The 19,415-nt window shown below is 33.9% G+C and carries 20 protein-coding genes and 1 tRNA gene; 17 read left to right on the top strand and 4 right to left on the bottom strand.

Annotated features, from left to right (window positions below; all coding sequences use genetic code 11):
• Positions 1 to 31 precede the first annotated feature (31 nt).
• From hemL to DSQ20_RS02780, 11 genes are all read left to right on the top strand, one after another.
• Positions 32 to 1,309 (top strand): glutamate-1-semialdehyde 2,1-aminomutase, encoded by a 1,278-nt coding sequence (hemL, locus tag DSQ20_RS02725; protein WP_179365941.1) that lies wholly within the window; start codon positions 32 to 34, stop codon positions 1,307 to 1,309.
• Positions 1,306 to 2,982 carry a uroporphyrinogen-III C-methyltransferase gene (gene cobA / locus DSQ20_RS10545; protein ID WP_255458307.1) on the top strand — a complete coding sequence of 559 codons (1,677 nt, stop codon included), beginning with the start codon at positions 1,306 to 1,308 and terminating at the stop codon, positions 2,980 to 2,982. The genes hemL and cobA overlap by 4 nt, the downstream gene beginning before the upstream one ends.
• The gene (locus DSQ20_RS02740; RefSeq protein WP_179365943.1) at positions 2,975 to 3,775 is read left to right on the top strand and encodes a uroporphyrinogen-III synthase; all 801 of its coding nucleotides are present in this window, start codon (positions 2,975 to 2,977) and stop codon (positions 3,773 to 3,775) included. Before cobA ends, DSQ20_RS02740 begins: the two co-directional genes overlap by 8 nt.
• A gap of 196 nt (positions 3,776 to 3,971) precedes the next feature.
• Positions 3,972 to 6,092 (top strand): Ig-like domain-containing protein, encoded by a 2,121-nt coding sequence (locus DSQ20_RS02745; protein WP_255458308.1) that lies wholly within the window; start codon positions 3,972 to 3,974, stop codon positions 6,090 to 6,092.
• A 218-nt stretch (positions 6,093 to 6,310) separates the two neighbouring features.
• Complete coding sequence (locus DSQ20_RS02750; protein ID WP_179365944.1) at positions 6,311 to 7,495, top strand: ABC transporter substrate-binding protein; 1,185 nt, start codon at positions 6,311 to 6,313, stop codon at positions 7,493 to 7,495.
• Between the two features lie 249 nt (positions 7,496 to 7,744).
• Positions 7,745 to 9,145, top strand: coding sequence for a Fe-S cluster assembly protein SufB (gene sufB / locus DSQ20_RS02755; RefSeq protein WP_179365945.1), 1,401 nt, complete (start codon positions 7,745 to 7,747; stop codon positions 9,143 to 9,145).
• 27 nt (positions 9,146 to 9,172) lie between these two features.
• Positions 9,173 to 10,570, top strand: a complete 1,398-nt coding sequence (sufD, locus tag DSQ20_RS02760; RefSeq protein ID WP_179365946.1) for a Fe-S cluster assembly protein SufD — start codon at positions 9,173 to 9,175, stop codon at positions 10,568 to 10,570.
• Positions 10,571 to 10,575: 5 nt separating this feature from the next.
• Positions 10,576 to 10,884, top strand: coding sequence for a non-heme iron oxygenase ferredoxin subunit (locus tag DSQ20_RS02765; RefSeq protein ID WP_255458309.1), 309 nt, complete (start codon positions 10,576 to 10,578; stop codon positions 10,882 to 10,884).
• Positions 10,885 to 10,886: 2 nt separating this feature from the next.
• Positions 10,887 to 12,131, top strand: coding sequence for a cysteine desulfurase (locus tag DSQ20_RS02770; RefSeq protein WP_179365948.1), 1,245 nt, complete (start codon positions 10,887 to 10,889; stop codon positions 12,129 to 12,131).
• On the top strand, positions 12,128 to 12,571 hold the full coding sequence (locus tag DSQ20_RS02775) for an iron-sulfur cluster assembly scaffold protein (RefSeq protein WP_179365949.1): 444 nt from the start codon (positions 12,128 to 12,130) through the stop codon (positions 12,569 to 12,571). Before DSQ20_RS02770 ends, DSQ20_RS02775 begins: the two co-directional genes overlap by 4 nt.
• A gap of 1 nt (position 12,572) precedes the next feature.
• Positions 12,573 to 12,920, top strand: coding sequence for a hypothetical protein (locus tag DSQ20_RS02780; RefSeq protein ID WP_179365950.1), 348 nt, complete (start codon positions 12,573 to 12,575; stop codon positions 12,918 to 12,920).
• Here DSQ20_RS02780 and pgk read toward each other — a convergent pair.
• Positions 12,909 to 14,120, bottom strand: a complete 1,212-nt coding sequence (pgk, locus tag DSQ20_RS02785) for a phosphoglycerate kinase (RefSeq protein ID WP_179365951.1) — start codon at positions 14,118 to 14,120, stop codon at positions 12,909 to 12,911. The two genes, DSQ20_RS02780 and pgk, sit on opposite strands and share 12 nt — an antisense overlap.
• A gap of 132 nt (positions 14,121 to 14,252) precedes the next feature.
• On the opposite strand from pgk, the gene DSQ20_RS02790 reads away from it, so the two are divergent.
• A complete protein-coding gene (locus DSQ20_RS02790) occupies positions 14,253 to 14,921 on the top strand; it encodes a phosphatase PAP2 family protein (protein ID WP_179365952.1) in 669 nt (222 codons plus the stop codon).
• Here the strand turns inward: DSQ20_RS02790 and DSQ20_RS02795 are convergent.
• Positions 14,910 to 15,221 (bottom strand): hypothetical protein, encoded by a 312-nt coding sequence (locus DSQ20_RS02795; protein ID WP_179365953.1) that lies wholly within the window; start codon positions 15,219 to 15,221, stop codon positions 14,910 to 14,912. The genes DSQ20_RS02790 and DSQ20_RS02795 overlap by 12 nt on opposite strands.
• A 61-nt stretch (positions 15,222 to 15,282) precedes the next feature.
• On the opposite strand from DSQ20_RS02795, the gene DSQ20_RS02800 reads away from it, so the two are divergent.
• Complete coding sequence (locus tag DSQ20_RS02800) at positions 15,283 to 16,317, top strand: ATPase V (protein ID WP_255458310.1); 1,035 nt, start codon at positions 15,283 to 15,285, stop codon at positions 16,315 to 16,317.
• A gap of 78 nt (positions 16,318 to 16,395) precedes the next feature.
• Positions 16,396 to 17,001: a hypothetical protein gene (locus DSQ20_RS02805; RefSeq protein WP_179365954.1), complete on the top strand. Its 606-nt coding sequence runs from the start codon at positions 16,396 to 16,398 to the stop codon at positions 16,999 to 17,001.
• Positions 17,002 to 17,065: 64 nt separating this feature from the next.
• Here DSQ20_RS02805 and DSQ20_RS02810 read toward each other — a convergent pair whose 3' ends face one another.
• Positions 17,066 to 17,371: a hypothetical protein gene (locus tag DSQ20_RS02810; RefSeq protein WP_007549924.1), complete on the bottom strand. Its 306-nt coding sequence runs from the start codon at positions 17,369 to 17,371 to the stop codon at positions 17,066 to 17,068.
• Between the two features lie 280 nt (positions 17,372 to 17,651).
• Between DSQ20_RS02810 and DSQ20_RS02815 the strand changes: the two genes are divergently transcribed.
• On the top strand, positions 17,652 to 18,080 hold the full coding sequence (locus DSQ20_RS02815; RefSeq protein ID WP_179365955.1) for a hypothetical protein: 429 nt from the start codon (positions 17,652 to 17,654) through the stop codon (positions 18,078 to 18,080).
• A gap of 259 nt (positions 18,081 to 18,339) precedes the next feature.
• Positions 18,340 to 18,441, top strand: a tRNA-Leu gene (locus DSQ20_RS02820).
• Positions 18,442 to 18,486: 45 nt separating this feature from the next.
• Here the strand turns inward: DSQ20_RS02820 and DSQ20_RS10420 are convergent.
• Positions 18,487 to 18,609, bottom strand: a complete 123-nt coding sequence (locus DSQ20_RS10420; protein ID WP_007549928.1) for a hypothetical protein — start codon at positions 18,607 to 18,609, stop codon at positions 18,487 to 18,489.
• A 187-nt stretch (positions 18,610 to 18,796) separates the two neighbouring features.
• Here DSQ20_RS10420 and DSQ20_RS02825 point away from each other — a divergent pair, with 187 nt between their 5' ends.
• Entirely contained in the window at positions 18,797 to 19,414 is a 618-nt protein-coding gene (locus tag DSQ20_RS02825) for a hypothetical protein (RefSeq protein WP_179365956.1), read from the top strand.
• Position 19,415 lies beyond the last annotated feature (1 nt).

Consider the following 19,415-nt stretch of genomic DNA (forward strand, 5'->3'; position numbering starts at 1 on the left):
GAATAATAATGACCAAAAATAGAGTTGATTATTGTCAAAATCTCAAAAACTATTCAATGAATCTAAAAAAGTAATTCCTTCTGGTGTGAATAGTCCTGTTAGATATTTTGAACCGTACCCATTTTTTGCAAAAAAATCAGACGGTGCTTACATCTGGGATGAAGATAACCAAAGATACATTGATTTTTGTAACGGGTATGGCGCATTACTTTTAGGACATAGACGTAAAGAGGTTCTAAGTGCCGTATCAAAACAACTAACTCAGGGAACAATGTTTTGTACTCCTACTCAATCTGAAATAGAACTATCAAAACTAATTATTGGCAACTTTCCTTCAATTCAAAAAGTCCGGCTTGTAAACACTGGGGGCGAAGCTACAATGACTGCTATAAGATTAGCTCGTGGTTTTACAAAAAAGAAAAAAATCGTAAAGTTTGAGGGATGTTATCATGGCGCACATGATTCTGTTTTGGTAAAAGCAGGTTCTGGCTCTGCACATAACGGAATTTCTGTTTCTGATGGTGGATTAGATGAGGTATCAAAAAACACACTTGTGGTACAATACAACAATTCCGAAGAACTTGAAAGAATAATATCAAAAAATAAAGACATTGCTGGTGTTATTGTTGAACCAATACTTGCAAACATGGGATTGATTTTACCTGAAAAGAACTTTTTATCTGAGATTAGAAAAATTACAAAAGACAATGATGTTCCTTTAATTTTTGACGAAGTTGTAACTGGATTTAGAATATCTCCTGGAGGTGCTCAACAGCATTTCGGAATTAAACCTGATATCACAACTTTGGCAAAGGCTTTGGGAAGTGGCTTTGCAGTTGCAGCAATAGGTGGCAAAAAAGAGATTATGGATCTTCTTTCTCCTGGAGGCAAAGTCTACCAAGCAAGCACATATGCAGGAAATCCAATATCTGTAAGTGCAGCTATAGCATCAATTAAGACAATAAATAAAATAAAAAATAAACTATATTCAAAACTTGAAAAATACAATATCATGCTTACTCATGCTATTGATGATATCGCAACTGACCTGAAAATACCCCATCAAATTAACTTTACATCTTCAATGTTTCAAATTTTCTTTACTGACAAACCTGTAGTGGATTATCGTTCATCAATGAATGCAGATGCAAAAAAATTCAAAAAACTGTTTTCTATGTTATTAAAAAATGGCGTTTTTATTGCGCCCTCTCAATTTGAAGTAGTCTTCTTATCTGATGCACACACAAAAACTGATCTAGAAAATACCATAAATGCTTATGATGTTGCATTAAAATCGGTGAAGAATTGAAATATGTAATTGGTGCAAGAGGCAGTCAGCTATCTATCGCACAAACAAACTGGGTAAAATCTGAACTAAAAAAAATAAATCCCGATGCTGAATTTGAAATTAAAACAATTACAACTAAAGGTGATACTGATGCAAGACCCTTATTTACAATTGATCAAAAAGGAATATTTGAAAAAGAGATTGATAGAGCAGTTGCTGACAATGAAGTGGACTTTGCAGTACACAGTCTCAAAGACGTTCCCTCACAGTTAATTGATAACTTGATTTTGTCATCTGTCCCAAAACGAGAGATGGTAAATGATATTTTTATTTCGTCAGATGGAACTAATCTTGATTCTATAAAACCAGGAGCTGTTATCGGTACAAGTTCATTGAGACGTGCAGTACAAATAACAAGAAAGAGACCAGATGTTATAGTTCGTCCAATTCGTGGAAACATTGAAACCAGAATTAGAAAAGTCTTTGAAAATGAATTTGATGCCATAGTATTGGCACAAGCAGGAATCACAAGATTGGGCGTAGACACTACATTTACACAATTATCTATTGATGATTTTTCACCATCTCCTGGCCAAGGAGCACTTGCAATAGTTTCACGAAAAAATGATTCTGATACAAATTCAATGTTGGCAAAGATTGAAGACTCTGACTCTAGATTGGAAATAGAAGCAGAACGTGCTCTATCTGACTATGTTGATTCCGGATGCCGATTTCCAATTGGTGCATATGCTAAATCAAATGGAGATGAAATGATTTTGAGTGTTTCTGCTTTTTCTGTTGATGGTAAACAATCTCTTTTTGTAAAAAAGTCTGGAAGCAAGTATGATCCTGCATCTTTAGGTAAGATCGTAGGAATGGAATTACGCAAGAAAGGCGTAAATGACCTTGCAATAAATTGGAGAAAAAAGTGGAGGAATGGAACAATGACAGGTAAGGTGTATCTAGTTGGGGCAGGCCCAGGTGATAGTAAACTGATCACACTAAGGGCAGTCGAACTATTGCAAAAAGCCGATGTTGTATTGTATGATAGATTGGTAAGCAAGAAAATAATCTCAATGATTCCAAAGACTGCTCAAAAAATATACGTTGGAAGGGCAGTAGGGGATGACACCACACACCAGAATAACACCAATGACTTGATGGTAAAATTTGCAAAATCAAAGAAAAATGTAGTTCGGCTAAAGGGTGGTGATCCAATAATCTTTGGTAGAGGTGGCGAAGAGGCTGAATTTCTTAAAGAAAACAAAGTAAAGTATGAGATTGTTCCGGGAATCACATCTGGAATCGGCTCTGCAACTTATGCTGGAATTCCACTAACTCATAGAAAGCATGCATCATCTGTTGTATTTGTTACAGGTCATGAAGATCCTGAAAAGAAAAATGAATCAGTAAAATGGAAACGTCTTGCAAAATCTGTCGATACCATTGTAATTATGATGGGACTCTCACGACTTGATGTAATTTGCAAACAACTTGTCGCAGGTGGATTAGATAAAAAAACTCCTGTAGCTGTAATCCAAAATGGTACTACACCAAAACAAAAAATGATTATTGGTACTGTTTCTAACATTGCAAAACTTGTAAAGGCAAATAAAATTACACCTCCAACAAATATCATTATAGGAAAAGTTGTAGACTTGTCTCAAGTTATAGGGTGGAGAAAAAATGCTTAAAGGAAAAGTAATTGCAATAACTCGTTCAAAAGATGATTCTACTGAATTCATAGATTTAGTGACTAAAAACAACGCAATTCCAATTTCGTTACCTACTATTGAGCTAGTTAGTAAAGGAGAAAAAATTGTAGATGAATTTTTGGAATCAGTAAAACAGTATAATCCTGATTATTCTGTATTTATGAGCTCAAAGGCTGTAACACTACTTTTTGATATTGCAAAAAAAATATCCAAATTTGAAAAACTCCAACTTGCTGTAGCAAATACTATAGTGATGGCAGTGGGGCCTAAAACAAAAATTGCACTAGAAAATGAGGGAATCAAAGTTGCCCACATGCCAAATATTTATTCCTCCGTAGGTGTTGGAGAATTATTTACAAAATTACATGCGGTTGGAAAAAAAGTAATTGTTCCAAGAAGTGGTGCTTCAACACCTTTTTTGAAAGAATTATTGGAAAAAATAGGAATTGACGTAAAAGAAATTCATCTCTATGATGTTTGTGCCTTTAGGGATGTCTCTCAATGGAATGAATTTAGGGAATTATTTTCAAAAAATAAAGTAGATGGAATTGTGTTTACCAGCGCATCATCTGTTAGAGCATTTTTTGAAATAATGACAAAAGATTATGATGAAAACTCATTGTTGGAAAGTATGGCAAAATTATCAGTAATTTCAATTGGACCGTTTACATCTGATGAGCTCAAAAAATTTAAAATTAAAAATACTATATCTCAGGTTCATACTGTATCAGGTGCATTTGATACTGTGAAAACTATTTTTTCAATTACCTAGAATCACCTGAAATCTTCATCATGTCTGTATGATTTACTATTGCTGACTTTGTTATTTTCGAAATAATTCTAAATCTGGCTAAATGCCAAACTTTCTTTTTGTATAACTGTACTTTGACCTTTCTTTTTTCCGATCTACAGTCTAACTACAAGTCATATGTATAGTTAATATATATCCGATATTTTATAATAAATCAGTGAATTCGCATATTATCTTATTATCTGTAGTTTTTAGTCTATTTTTAGCTGGCACCGTATCAACTTACTCTTTTGCTCAAACCAATACTGTAGAAGTTGTTGAAAATAGAATCGTTACACTAGTCGGCGAAGGAGTTGATCCTGATGACGACACTCTAACATTTGAATGGGTGCAAGTTGATGGTGAACCAGTCCAACTATCCTCAAATAATGTTGCAATGCCAACATTCATGGCCCCAGAGGTTGTAAACGGTCAAATCAAAGTCTTGACATTCACATTAACTGTAACTGACCCATTTGGTGCAGCAAGTTCTGATACAGTTGAAGTCATTGTAAACCCGGTTAATCATGCTCCAATTGTCAGTGCAGGCAGAGACCAAGTCACATTTAAAACAATTAACGTAGTTACTCTAGTCAGCAGCGTTGTAGATCCTGACGGCGATTCATTGACCTATAACTGGAAACAAATTGCAGGTCAAACAATTCCATTATCTTCTACTACTGGAAAATATCTAACTATTCTTCCAATGCATATTGATTATTCTCAAACCAATCCACTAACATTCGAACTTACTGTTGAGGATGGTTTTGGTGGTGTAGGCAGTGACACCGTAAGTGTTTATCCATTAACTGGTCTTTTATCAAATAGATTAATTTCAATTCAAGCAGGTCCAATGCAAACTGTACATGAAGGAGAAACTGTTACACTTAGTGCAACTGGTCAAACTGCAAATGGACAACCAATCAGTTACTCTTGGGTACAACTAATTGGAACAGGAGTATCATTGAATTCATACACTGGTCCAACAGTAACATTTACAGCTCCTGAACTTCCAGATGAAACCGAAATGATTCTATCATTCCAAGTAACTGGATATTCAGCTGGAAATGGATGGGCAAATGCATTAGCATTAGTTAAAGTAATTCCATCTAACGCTGGCCCATTAGCTGACGCAGGTCCAGATCAAAGTGTAGGTGAAAAAGCACTAGTAAAATTAATTGGAACAGCTACTGATCCTGATGATGCTGAAAGCAAATTACGATATTCTTGGAAACAAACATCTGGAATGAATATAGAACTATACGAACAGGCTTCATTCTCTGTGTATTTCTTCTCACCAATGATTAATACTAGTTCTGAAACTCTAACTTTCGAACTAACTGTAACTGATCCTTCTGGCAACTCTGACAAAGATGATGTATCTGTAGTTGTTAGTACTGTAAACTTGCCACCAAGAGCAAATGCAGGTCCAGATAGAAAGATTATTGGAGAGTCTCAAGTAACTGTAACTGGTTCAGGCTTTGATCCTGAAGGTTTACCAATCACATATGAATGGAAACAACTAGCAGGAGAGACAGTTACAATTGATCCTACAAAGCCAACATTCTCATTTAAAGCACCATCAGTAGTTTCTGGTGAAACTAAACGAATGGTATTCCAATTAACAGTAACTGACTCTGAAAACCAAAAGGGAAGTGACCAATTGATTCTCCTTGTAGTTCCAGAAAACAGTGCACCAATCGTAGATGCTGGTGTTGATCAAATTGCTGATGAACGAACCATGGTTAATCTAGTTTGTTCAGCATATGACCCAGATGGTGATGCAGTAACATCCACATGGACTTCATCAAACAGTGATATTGTAATTGATATGCCTTCATCTCTAAGTACATCTGTAACACTTCCAGCAGTAACTACAGACCAAACCATCAGCATGACATGTACTGCATCTGATGGTAGCTTATCTTCATCTGATAGCATGACCATTAAAGTTGTAAACACATTGAATCTACCAATAGTAGCAGATGCAGGTCCTGATCAAATTGTAAATGAGAATGTCAAGATTTCATTAGATGGTAGCAAGAGCAATGACCCAGAAGAACAAGAACTTTCATACATGTGGAGCCAAGTATCTGGTGAAACAGTAACCTTGTCTTCAACATCTTCAGTAACTCCATCATTTACATCTCCAATTGTTGCAAATAATGAAATCAAAGTACTAGTCTTTGAACTCAAAGTCTTTGATGATAATGGTCGTTCATCAACTGATACTGTGACAATTACAGTTGACCCAGTTAACGCTGCACCAACAGCAACTGCAACTGCCAAACAATCTTAATTTTAAATTTATTTTAAATCTGAATTATTTTATCTAATAACATGTATTATCTTTGATTTTGACATTACAAATGATACAGAAAACCAAAGAATGAATTATTGCATCAGTTATAGATGGACTAATAGATTAAGCACACCTATCTGACTGTCTCTTTTTAATAGCCATTCCTGATTATTGATCCGTTATTCTTTATATGGATAGTTCATCAAAATCTGATAATGAAAAAGACACAACTTCTAAGTATTGTTTTTTCACTGATCATGGTTACTGGCGTTGCTGCTGGAAATGTGGTATATGCTGAATCAGATGAAAAACAAAACGACCTCAAAGAAAGACTTGCAAACTTTTGCAACATGACTGATACTGAAAAAGAGCAGTTCTTTTTGGATCATCCAAGAATAGCCCAATTCAAAGACAGATTGGCAAGTATTTGTGAGCAAAGCGAAGATGAACGCAAAATTTCTATTGAATCTTTCATCGAAGAAATTAAACAAAAATCTGATTATGACATGACAGACAAACTAGAAAAATATTGTTTAATGTCTGATGCTGACAAGGAATCATTTTTGACAGATTTTGATAAAACAGATCTAAAAGATAGACTGGATGCATATTGTGTATTAGATGAATCTGGAAGAGATGCTTACATTGATGAGCATCAAATGTTAGTAGATGAGATGCAAAAAAGACACACAGAAATGAGTAATCATAAAGCAGAATATCAAAGATTTTGTGAAATGACTGCTGATGAACGTGCTGCAGAAATCACTGACGCTGAAAAATTAGCCAAAGTTTCTGAATGGTGTGAAATGACACCTGAACAAAGAGAAGCATACAAAAAAGAAAATCATGATGCTGCAATGGATTTCAAAGAAAAACACTTTGATGCACTGGAGAGAATGAAAGAAAATCATGATATATCTCAAAGATTGCGAGCCATGATAATATCTTCTGATATTTCTCAAGAGAAAATGTATGATCTTAGAGCAAAGTACCAAGAAAAGCATGGCGATTTAGATGAGAAAAGATCTGAACTACAAACAAAATTCAAAGATCATGCATCTGCAATGTTAGGTAAACTCACTGATGAGAAAAAAGCTGATATTTTAGCAAGACATGCAGAGATGAAGGCACTAAAATCTGAATTGCGAGAAAAATCGTCTATCTTAACTGATGAGGAAAAACAAGAACTTAGAGCAGAATTCATTGAAAAGGCAAAATCTGCGCAATTAGCGTGGATTTCACCACGACAGCAAGTATCTGCAGGAATCGATGCTGGAGAAATTGAATGTCGTGAAGGATACAGTCTTGTAATGAAATCATCAAACGGATTGCCAATGTGCTTAAAAGCTGATTCAGCGCTTCGAATGATTGAAAATGGTTTTGCAGTTCCTGCAAACTAATCTCTTTTTTTATTTTTATGGATTTGACTTGATGAACTTTGAGAGCATCAAATTTATCTAATGTCAATTAAATTAATTTGAAAATGGTCTGAATATTTTTTATCATTAAAATATTCTATTATGCGTACATCTGTGCATAATATTGATTTTCAAATCGATATTTTGTTTAAACTCTCAAGTTTAGCTTAAGCTATTTAGCTGTGCCTATTTTTCCTCATGTATTTATAATATAACGATGTTATGCTATGTATGGCTACAGAAAATCTAAACATGGATTATTCAAAATATGATTTTAAAGACTCTACTGATTTGTATGTGCATCTCAGTAAAAAAGGACTATCAAAAGAAACCGTTATTGCAATTAGCAAAATGAAAGATGAACCACAATGGATGCTTGACTTTAGATTAAGATCTTTTGAAATTTTTATGAAAAAACCAATGCCAACTTGGGGTGGAGATCTTAGTGTTATTGATTTTCAAAATATTTACTATTATGCAAAAGCAACTGAGAAAACTGAAAAGAACTGGGACGATGTTCCAGCTGAAGTAAAAGCTACTTTTGATAAATTAGGAATTCCAGAAGCTGAAAAAAAGTTCTTGGCAGGTGTTGGTGCACAATACGAATCAGAAGTTGTTTATCACAGTCTAAGAGAAGACTTGGCAAAACAAGGTGTCTTGTTTTTGGATACTGACTCTGCACTAAAACAATATCCTGAAATTTTCAAAAAATATTTCGGTAAAATTATTCCTCCAGAGGACAACAAGTTTGCAGCATTAAACAGTGCAGTATGGAGTGGTGGTTCATTTATCTATATTCCACCAGGAGTCAAAGTTGACATGCCATTACAAGCATATTTCAGAATTAACGCTGAAAACATTGGACAATTTGAGAGAACACTTATCATAGCTGACGAAGGCTCTGAAGTTCATTATATCGAAGGATGCACTGCCCCTGTCTACTCTTCTGAATCATTACATTCAGCAGTAGTTGAACTAGTAGCACACAAAGATGCAAAGTTACGTTACACTACAATCCAAAACTGGAGTAGTGATGTGTATAATCTAGTTACAAAACGTGCTTATGCATATGAAGGCGCAACTGTAGAATGGATTGATGGAAACATTGGCAGCAAACTTACAATGAAATATCCTGGAATTTATCTACTAGGTGAGCGAGCATATGGTGAAACACTATCGATTGCTTTTGCAGGAAAAGGACAACACCAAGATACTGGAGCTAAAATGGTCCACCTTGCACCAAACACAACATCAAAAATTACATCAAAATCTGTCAGCAGACTAGATGGAAGATCAACTTACAGAGGATTACTCAATGTTGCAAAGGGCGCAACCAATGTAAAATCAACTGTAAGATGTGACGCATTACTATTAGATGATACATCAAAAACTGATACATATCCTTACATGGAAATTAATCAAGAAGACGCAACAATTACCCATGAAGCAACTGTAGGAAAAATTGGAGATGAACAAATTTTCTATCTGATGACTAGAGGTTTTACCGAAGAAGAAGCATTATCTCTAATTGTCAATGGATTCATGGAACCATTCACAAAAGAATTACCAATGGAGTACGCCGTAGAATTAAACCGCCTCATCAAATTAGAGATGGACGACTCAGTGGGTTAAACCACTCACTTTCAATTTCGATTAATCATGTCTCAAACACTATCGCAAATTAACTCTCGACATGTTGAAGAAATCTCTTCATCACGAAATGAACCTGATTGGTTAAAGAAATACCGACAGAGTTCATTATCCATTTATGATGCATTACCGATTGAGACATCTCCTTTATACAACAAATATACTGATGCAAAAAAAATGGATCCTCAACAAGTTTCATTTTCTGCAACTACAACTAGTAATGTACCATCCTTTCTTCAAAAAAGATTATCTGAATTAGAAAAAGAGACTAGTATAATCCAGATAGGAAGTAATACACACAAAATTCACATCTCAGATGATCTAAAATCAAAAGGATTGGTAATCACTTCAATTGATGATGCAATAAAAAATAATTCTGATCTAGTAAAAAAAGCACTAGAGGCATCAAATTCAAAAGAAGATAAGTTTACTGCACTAAACAATGCTGCATTTAATTCTGGAATCTTTATCCATATTCCACGTAATCTAATACTTGAAAAACCAATTCATATCTTGTCTTGCTTATCTGATGATGGCATTTCAACCATTGCAAGAAATGTTATCTTTGCAGACGAAAGCAGCAAGGCAGTGATAATTCAGGAATTATATTCATTTAAAGCACAAAAACAACAAGCATACCTTGAATTATTAAACACAAACATTGCTGCAAACGCACAACTCGATGTTACAACATTGCAAATGATGGACCAAACAACTGTAAACTTTTCTACTAGAAGAACTGACTTGGGACAAGATGCCAAAGTCAACTGGTATTCTGGTTTGTTTGGATCAATGTTATCTAGATACAAAATAGAATATTTCCTTAATGGAACTGGTGCATCCTCAAATGACTCTGAGGTGATATTTGGAAACAATGAGCAATCTTTTGATATTCAAACAAACGTGAATCATGAAAGCCCATCAACTGATGCTAGAGTAGTTGAAAAATCAATTCTAAGAAACAAATCAAAATCGCTTTTCAAAGGAATGATTAGAATTAAAGAAAAAGCAACAAAATCAAATTCATTTTTGTCCGGACGCTCTATCCTACTTGATAAGGATGCAAAATCTGATGCCATTCCAGGACTGGAGATTTTTACCAATGATGTTAAAGCAACACACTCTGCATCTGTTGCCCAAATTGATGAGGAACAGATTTTCTATCTAAAAACAAGATGTCTGACTGAAGCTGAGGCTGAAAGAACAATTATTGAAGGGTTCTTGGAGCCATTATCTCGAAAAATGTCATACCAGGTTAGAGCATGGATTGCATACCTGATTGAATCTAAATGGGAATCACGTGAATTAACAATTAACACTGATGAGGAACTCACAAAGTTTGTTGAAATTGAGGAAACACGTTACAACGAAGATTCTGAAATTGAGCAGCACTACAAGTATAGGTGATTAACGTGGTCCAGTGGATTAAAGCTTGTAAATTAGATCAAGTAAAGACCGGTCAGCTTTTTGGATTTATCCATGACGATAAAAAAATTCTTTTAGCAAATCAAAAAGGAAAAATTTTTGCAACTGATCTAATATGTACTCATGCAGATGCAGATCTTTCTACAGGATTTCTCACTGATGAAGGTGTGAGATGTCCGTTACATCTTTCTGTTTTTAATTTGCAAAATGGTAAACCTGAAAATCTTCCTGCTGAAATACCATTAAACACATACAATGTTAAAATAGATCAAAACGAGATCTATGTAGAGGTTTAGAAATGCAAAGTGCACAAACTACTTTTGAAAATTTACGAAAAGATTTTCCTATCTTACAACGTATTGTTAGAGATAACAAGACACTTGTGTATCTAGATAATGCGTCTACAACACAAAAACCAAACCAAGTAATTGATGCAATTACTGATTATTATAGAAATCATAACGCAAACATTCACAGGGCAGTTTATGCTTTGGCAGAAGAGGCAACTGAACTTTATGAATCAACTAGAGATAAGATTGCAAATTTTATTCACATACCAAATAGAGAAGAGATTATTTTTGTTAGGGGAACTACTGAGGCAATTAATCTCGTTGCATATGCATGGGGACGAAATCATATCCAAAAAGATGACATCATAGTTACAACTGAATACGAACATCATAGCAATATTGTACCTTGGCAACTCTTAACGCAGGAAAAAGGAGCCAAATTAGTATACATTGGAATGGCTGATAACGGAGAGCTAATTTTAGATGATCTTGATAAATATCTTGCAACAGGTAAAGTCAAACTTGTGACATTTAGTCTAATGTCTAATGTTCTTGGTACCATTACTGACGCAGAAAAAATAATCTCAAAATGTAAAGAACATGGCGTGCTTACTCTAGTGGATGGCGCACAAGCTGTTCCTCACATGCCAGTAAACGTTGAGAAACTGGGTTGTGACTTTTTTGCATTTTCTGGTCATAAAATGCTAGGACCTACAGGAATCGGAGTTTTATGGGTACGAAAATCTGTATTGGAATCTATGAATCCATTTCATGGTGGTGGTGATATGATAAGAGAAGTTCACAAATACGAAACTACTTGGAATGACTTACCTTACAAATTTGAAGCTGGCACTCCAAACATTGCAGATGTTATTGGATTAGGTAGTGCAATTGATTATCTTACAAAACTTGGGATGGAAAATGTACGAGAACATGAAATTGAACTAACAACTTATGCTATTGAAAAACTATCTCAGGTAAAGGGACTTACGATTTATGGCACAAAAGATATTTCTAAAAGAGGCGGTGTTATATCATTTAATTTTTCAGATGTTCATCCTCATGATGTAGCACAAATCATAGATGAAGAAGGAATTGCAGTTCGTTCTGGACATCATTGCGCTCAGGTATTAATGGAAAGACTAAACGTTGCAGCTACGTCTCGAGCAAGTTTTTACATTTACAATACTAAAGAAGAGGTTGACTCTCTAATTACTGCATTAACTAAAGTTGCGAGGATCTTCAAATTATGAGCGGCAATGCAGATATTTATCATGAGATGATAATTGATTATTCTAGAAACCCAATTAATTTTGGTAAGATAGAAAATCCAGATGTTACTTTTCATGACTCTAATCCATTATGTGGTGATAGTATTGACATTGACATGAAAATTACCGATAACAAGGTGTCTGATATCAAATTTCATGGTAAAGGCTGTGCTATTTGTATGGCCTGCTCTTCGGTATTAACAGAGATTACAAAAGGTAAGGGCATTGATGAAGTTCGAAATATTACTAAACATGATGTATTAAGTGAGCTTGGATTAGAACACTTACAAGCAGTTCGTATAAAATGTGCTTTGCTTTCACTTAAAGTATTGAAATCTGCTCTCTACTCTTATCTTGGAACTCATATGAAAGATTCTCAAGATGTAGATAAGTTAAAAGAAGAGGCAGCAAATCTGTACTGATATGGGCAGCTTTGTTCCTGTAACTCCTATCCAACTTCAAATCCGAAAAATAATTTTTGAAAACCATAATGATGTTGATGAAAAATTTACTAATGATGAAATTTTTGAAAAGATAAAACAGAACGGTGATCTGGATCCTTCTTGGATTATAGATGACATTGAATCATATTTTATGGATCTTTGCAATTCTGGTCTTGCAAGAAATATTGCACAAAATTTTACAACGATTTGGATGAAGCTGTTTGAACCTATGAAAAAACAACACTGCAATACATGTAATTTAGATGTGTATCTTGGAATGAATGAAAAACAGATTTGCCCTAATCCTTCGTGTAATTCAACTATTTGATCTGTATTTTGTAGCTGCTTCTTCCAGTGCTTTTATCATTGGTAGTCTTTCACCTGTTAGATAAAGAACCAGTGCTCCACCTGCAGTACTGATATGATCTATTTGTTCTGCAAGTCCATATTTTTTTAATGCAGATGTCAAATGACCTCCGCTAACTATTGTTGTTGCCATGGAATTTGCAACCGATGTGAGCAATCCCTTTGTTCCAAAGCTAAAGTTTTCTTTCTCAAAGAATCCTGCAGGCCCACTTATGAAAACAGTTCCTGCACCCGCAATTAATTTTGAATAATGTTCAACCGTTTTTGGTCCCAGATCATAAATTTTGTCTCCAACCTCAAGTTCTCGTACATCCATCTCTACCCTATCTCCATCTTTGTCAATTGCAATGTCTACTGGAGTTGAAAAAACATCTGGATACTCACCAATAAGAGCATGGGCTTTAGATACCACCTCATCTTCTCTTTTTATTCCCAATGGGTAACGAATTCTTCCCTGTGCACGCATGAATACATTTCCAATTAATCCTGTTAACAATACATGGTCTGCGCGGCCATTTTGAATCAGTAATTTTATTGCCTCTAATCTGTCAGGAACCTTGGAACCTCCCAATACTATCACATGCGGTGCTTTTGCAACTGTCATTATCTCGTCGAGGTTTCTCACCTCTCTTTCTACAATTCTTCCTGCACATGCTGGAAGAACATAAGGAAATCCAACTATGGATGGATGTGATCTATGTGCACTAGGAAATGAATCCAATACACAAAGATCAAACAACTTTGATAATCTGCTAACCATGATTGTGTTTGCGGCTTCCTGTTGTGTGAACTCGTAATTTTCTTCAGCACATAAACGTAAATTGTCTAAAAGTAATATTTCGCCATTTTTCAAATTCTTTATTTCATTTTGTGCAGCAATACCAATGACATCTTCTACATATTTTATTTTCTTACCCATTAATTTTTCAAGAACTTTGGCATGATTGTCCATTCCAGTATAATCTTTATTTCCAACTCTCCCTTGATGAGAGGCAACAACTACCTTAGCTTCTTCTAGTGATCTTAAGGTCTCAATGGCTTCTTCAATACGTTTAGTTCCAGAGATCTCCATAGTGTCCGGATCTATGGGACAATTCATGTCAACTCGCAAAAAAACGGTTTTACCTTTTAGGTCAAAATCATCTAGTGTGAGTACCTTCACGCCTCTTCTATTATCCCCTTGGTTAAATTCTTTAGCCGATCTTTTTTGTTATGATTTGATATATTTTGAAAATCTTTTCAATACTTATCTACTTGAGAAAAATTAAAAATAACATACTTGAGGTTTAATTGATTGCAAAATTGGATTTTTGATATAAGGTCTAGATCATTTGTTTTACTTGTATTTTCATTTCTAATTTTATCTATGTTGGTATATTTTCAAATTACAGAAAGCTTTGATCAATCTGTAATTTCTTTTGTTGCAAATAATGATGATAATCCTACATTAGACATTACGATGCAAATCATTACGGAAAGTGGTGATGCACTTTGGATGCTTGGATTTGGCATATTGATGCTTTTGATAAAAAAGACTAGGAGGATTGGGATTACTTTGATGATTTTAATCGTTTTATCCACATTACTTACTGGATACATAAAATGTGGAGTGGACCGAGATAGACCTGATTTTGAATATGTTGGTACTCCATTTCCAGTTGAAATAAGTCATGATACATTTGCTTTGTTTTGTGAAGGTGGATACAATGCATCTTATCCCTCTGGGCATGCAGCTAGGGCAATAATATTTGGAATAGTGCTTGGATTTGCCTTGTCTGAACGATTTCCTAGGGGATGTTATTTGTTGCTACTTTACCCATTATTGGTATCAATAAGCAGGGTCTATGTTCTCCAGCATTTTCCAATGGATGTGATTGGAGGTACAGTTCTTGGTATAATGCTAGCTGGTGTAATGGCTAAAAGGACAAAATTATACAAAATATTTGAAAAATCAAAAACCTAACTCTGTTAATATTTTATTGCTAATCAAAACTATGGCATAATGATCTTTATCATGATGATATGTCCAATATTTTATATCTCTTATTTCATTTTTTTGCCTAAGACCATGTGTGACACCTGTTGTTACCGTATATCCAATTCTTTTTGCAAGCTTTGTTTCCTTTGGCATTAACACCTTAAAACCCTCTTTTTGATTATTGAATCCAATTTTTACCATGTCATCAACCGCATCTGATGCATCTTTGACATCTTTGAGATCATATGTCTTAGATATGGGCAAATCTTTTGGATGAAAATCCATTCCTTTTTTTATAATTCTTTATACTAATATTTTTTTAAAAAGCTATTTTTGCGATCAAAGTATGTTAATTTTCTTAACTGGTAAGTCAAATCATGATTATATTAACAACTTAACCGACGGATTTGTCTTGAATCAAACATTGGCATCACTAGAAAAATTAGTAGTTAAACTACGACAAAAGAAACAACAAGCAACTAATTTAAGAAAAAAGTCTGAAAGACAACTCCAACAGTTGCGATCACTTGAAAGAAGATCGTCATCTGGCTTGCATTCTATTGATAGAAAAATTGAATCTGAAAAGGAAGATGTGACTGATGTCTCTGGAGTACTTAATCAAAAAACATCTCAATTAGAAAGTATTGAAAGATTAATTGCGTCTGCAAACGAGCGTCTAAACAGTGAAAAAGAATCTTTAACTAATTTTGAACAAGAGCTGGAATTTGCTAAAAACCCAGAAGAGGAACAAAATGCGAGATTTAGAATTAATATGATTCAGGATCACATTCAGGAGCTAGAATCTGAGATAAAAATTAGGGAAAAAATGGCAAAAAAGATCTCCGATGAGGTAGCACAAATCAATGACGTTAAATCAAAAATAAGCACAAAAATCCAAAAACAGGCCAAATCCAAGCCCTCTTTACGAGAAACAATGAGTAAAAGTCGAAAGGCAGCTGAAAAACTGGCCAAGGATTTGGAGAAAAAAACTAAAGCTGAGGAATCTGCTGCAAAAGCACTTGAAAAAGCATCTTCTACTCTTCAAGCAATATTGGCTAAAAAACGAAAATTATCAAAACTAAAAGCTGCAAAGAAGGCCTCAAAGAAAAAGTCCAAAGCTCCATCAAAGAAGGCCTCAAAGAAAAAGTCCAAAGCTCCATCAAAGAAGGCCTCAAAGAAAAAGTCCAAAGCTCCATCAAAGAAGGCCTCAAAGAAAAAGTCCAAAGCTCCATCAAAGAAGGCCTCAAAGAAAAAGTCCAAAGCTCCATCAAAGAAGGCCTCAAAGAAAAAGTCCAAAGCTCCATCAAAGAAGGCCTCAAAGAAAAAGTCCAAAGCTCCATCAAAGAAGGCCTCAAAGAAAAAGTCAAAATCTAGAAGGTAATTTTATCTCATTTAGATAGCATCTCTCATAAATATCGTTAGTGTTAAAGTAGGCCTTATCTTTAGAATTTTAATTAAAATGAAAAAACGTGGTCCTATAATTGGGATTTCTGGTTTAGTGCTAGTGATTGTATCTCTTTTGATTATTGTATCTGTTTTTCCAACTTCTAGTTTTACTGATGGAGACTTTTATGCTCCTTCTATGTTTGAAGGAATGTTTAATCAAATATCTGAAAAAATCTCAATTTATCCAGGTGGGTTGGGATATTATTCTTACAGTCCAAAATCTTATGATATTCCTTTGTTATGGGGAGTTCAGATACTTGACTATGACAATGGGGATAACCTTTCAATATCAATTTCTAATATTTATGGAGATGATTTCGGTGTATTTCCACAAGATGGTCCAATAATTTTTGAGATGCTAGAAATTACTAAATCTGACACATTAAACTTTGAAATTCAAAATCATGGTTCTAGAATGGTTGATGTTGTAGTGATGATTTCTGAAGATCCTGATAATTCTCATGAGTTATCAAATCCAAATTCTCCATTTATGAATAAAATTTTGCCTTTAGCAATATCTGGTATTTTATTGATTTTTGGTATTTTTATGTTAATTATAGGGATTATTTTATACTTTATAGACTGGAAAAATATTCAAAACAATAAACGAAGTTTCTGAATGATTAATTTGCTTAAATTATAATTTTTGAAATTAGTTGATGAGTAAAAAATCTAATTAAAAATTACTGTGGATTAATTTCCATCTTGCCGAATTTGCCTTTTGTTAAGGAAACTTCTCCTTTGAATTCATTTGTGTATCCATTTGTAATTACTACTGTATCTCCTACATTTACTGCTTTAATGTCATCTCCCCATAATGTTAGTTTCATGTCATCTGCACCATCAGATATTACTGCATCGCATACATCAACAGTACCACCTGTTTTGAGATTCACTGTTCTTGGTTCTCCTTTACTTTTTACTTCAGCTTTAAGATTAATACCGCTTCGCATTTTTTTTACTTCTGCTACTGATTGAAATTCTGCCATGTGTTTTGACTCTAGTTTGGACAATTATAAGCTTTTTTAAATATTTTTGATTGATTAAAAAAGTTCAATTTAATCTCAAAAAATATCTTGAGATTTTCTAAATTCATTGATTTGGTAGTATGAACAATAAAAATATGTGAAAATTATGTTAATTTTAGTATTTTATGTTCGATCTGGAATAATTTTGTATTTTTGTTATAAATGACGATTATACCCAACTATTACCATTAATTACCATTTATTACCAATAGTATATATATCCCAATATGAAATCAATGGCATGAATACACAAAACCCACAATCAAATCAGTCGGGCAATGCATATTCAATGTACAAGCAAAATGTTCAAAAATACTTTGAAAATGTTACAAAAAATGTACCACAGTATTTTCAATCAATGACCCATTTGCAAGAAGAATGTGTCAAAGCTTGCGAAAAAACAATCGATGCTTCACTCTCAATGCAGCAAGAATTTGCAAAAAAGAATGGTCTTTCAACTGAAATTCCAGATGCAATGAAAACTACATTTGTAGATCTTAACAAGCAAGTTGTTCAAGCAAATACTGTCCAAAATCAAATTGTAAAAACCACAATTGATGCAACAGTACAAAATATCAAAACATTCAATGATAACGTAAGCGCTTTTGCTGACTTGAATAGAAACATTGTCCAATCTTGGATAACCCCATTCACACAAGTAAAAAACTAGTGTGAGTGATTTTTCTTTTTTATTTTTTACACCTTATTTTATGATCTTTTTACCCTGATAATCACTAATTACCAAGTGATATTTTGGGTTTATCCTATTTTATTTTTTCACAAAACGTATTATCTTTATTTTTTAGACTATTTTTGTAATGTTTCATACTTGGAAAATATGTTCTAAAAAACTCTTGACATTTTACGATCTTTTCTCAAATTTTAATCCAATAGCAATCGAAAAATATCAGTCATTATTGAGTCTCATTGCAGAGGTATCGAAGCCCGGTCAACCGAGAAGGACTCAAGATCCTCAAAAATAGGAAATCCTTTCTCTCAGGAGTTCGTGGGTTCAAATCCCACCCTCTGCACTATCATCTTAAAATTCTGAAAATATTCGATGTTTTTTGAAAAATTTAGGCTACGATTTGTTTTACTTTGGTAATGGAATGCTTTGAAATTTTCTTGTGCATCATTGCAATATTTTCATCTTTGAATGTAAGATTGCATCTAAAACATTTCCATCTTCCTTCTGCCATGTGTTGTATATGCGTAATTTGCTTATAAGTATATTGAACGATTGATGCAATTTCTTCCAATTTCTGATCATTGATCTGTTTTTTTTGTAATTTTTTGTCTTTTTACGATCATTTTGTTGTATTTTCATGCTTAAAGTTCAATCCAAGGGTTTAGAAATAAAAAAATCCTGATTATATCGAAGATAAGTTGGATATTTTAGAAATTATTACCGAGTTTTCTTATTTTGGAATTTTTCTTATTCTCATTGGAGTAAATGCTTCTCCAATATTAGTACCCCCGACATGGATTATTCTATCATCATTTTATGCATTAGACCCAAGTTTGAATTTGATAACCCTTTCAATAATTGGAGCAACTGGAGCAACAATTGGAAGATTCATTTTAAAAAACATAAGCAGTTATTTTAGAAAATTTGTAGGTTCTGAACAACAATCCAATCTTGATATAATCGGTGATTTTCTTAATAGGAAAAAACATGGATACTTTATTGCATCTTTTCTATTTGGAGCTACCCCACTTCCTAGTAACATGTTGTTTATTACATATGGTTTGATGAGGGCAAAAAGTTTTGGACTATATGTTGGATTTTGGTTTGGAAGGGCTTTATCTTATTATGTAATGTTGTCTATCAGTAATATTGTTTTAACCCCTCTTCTTGAAATTTTTGAAGAACGTTATATTGGAATTTTATTATTAGATGGAATAAGTATTGGTACTGTTATATTTTTTACTTCAATTAATTGGGCTCATTTAATTACATACAAAAAATTAAAATTTGTAAGGCCAAGGCTGTGGAGATTTTAAT

The organism is Nitrosarchaeum sp. AC2, assembly GCF_013407385.1.
Lineage (GTDB): Archaea > Thermoproteota > Nitrososphaeria > Nitrososphaerales > Nitrosopumilaceae > Nitrosarchaeum > Nitrosarchaeum koreense.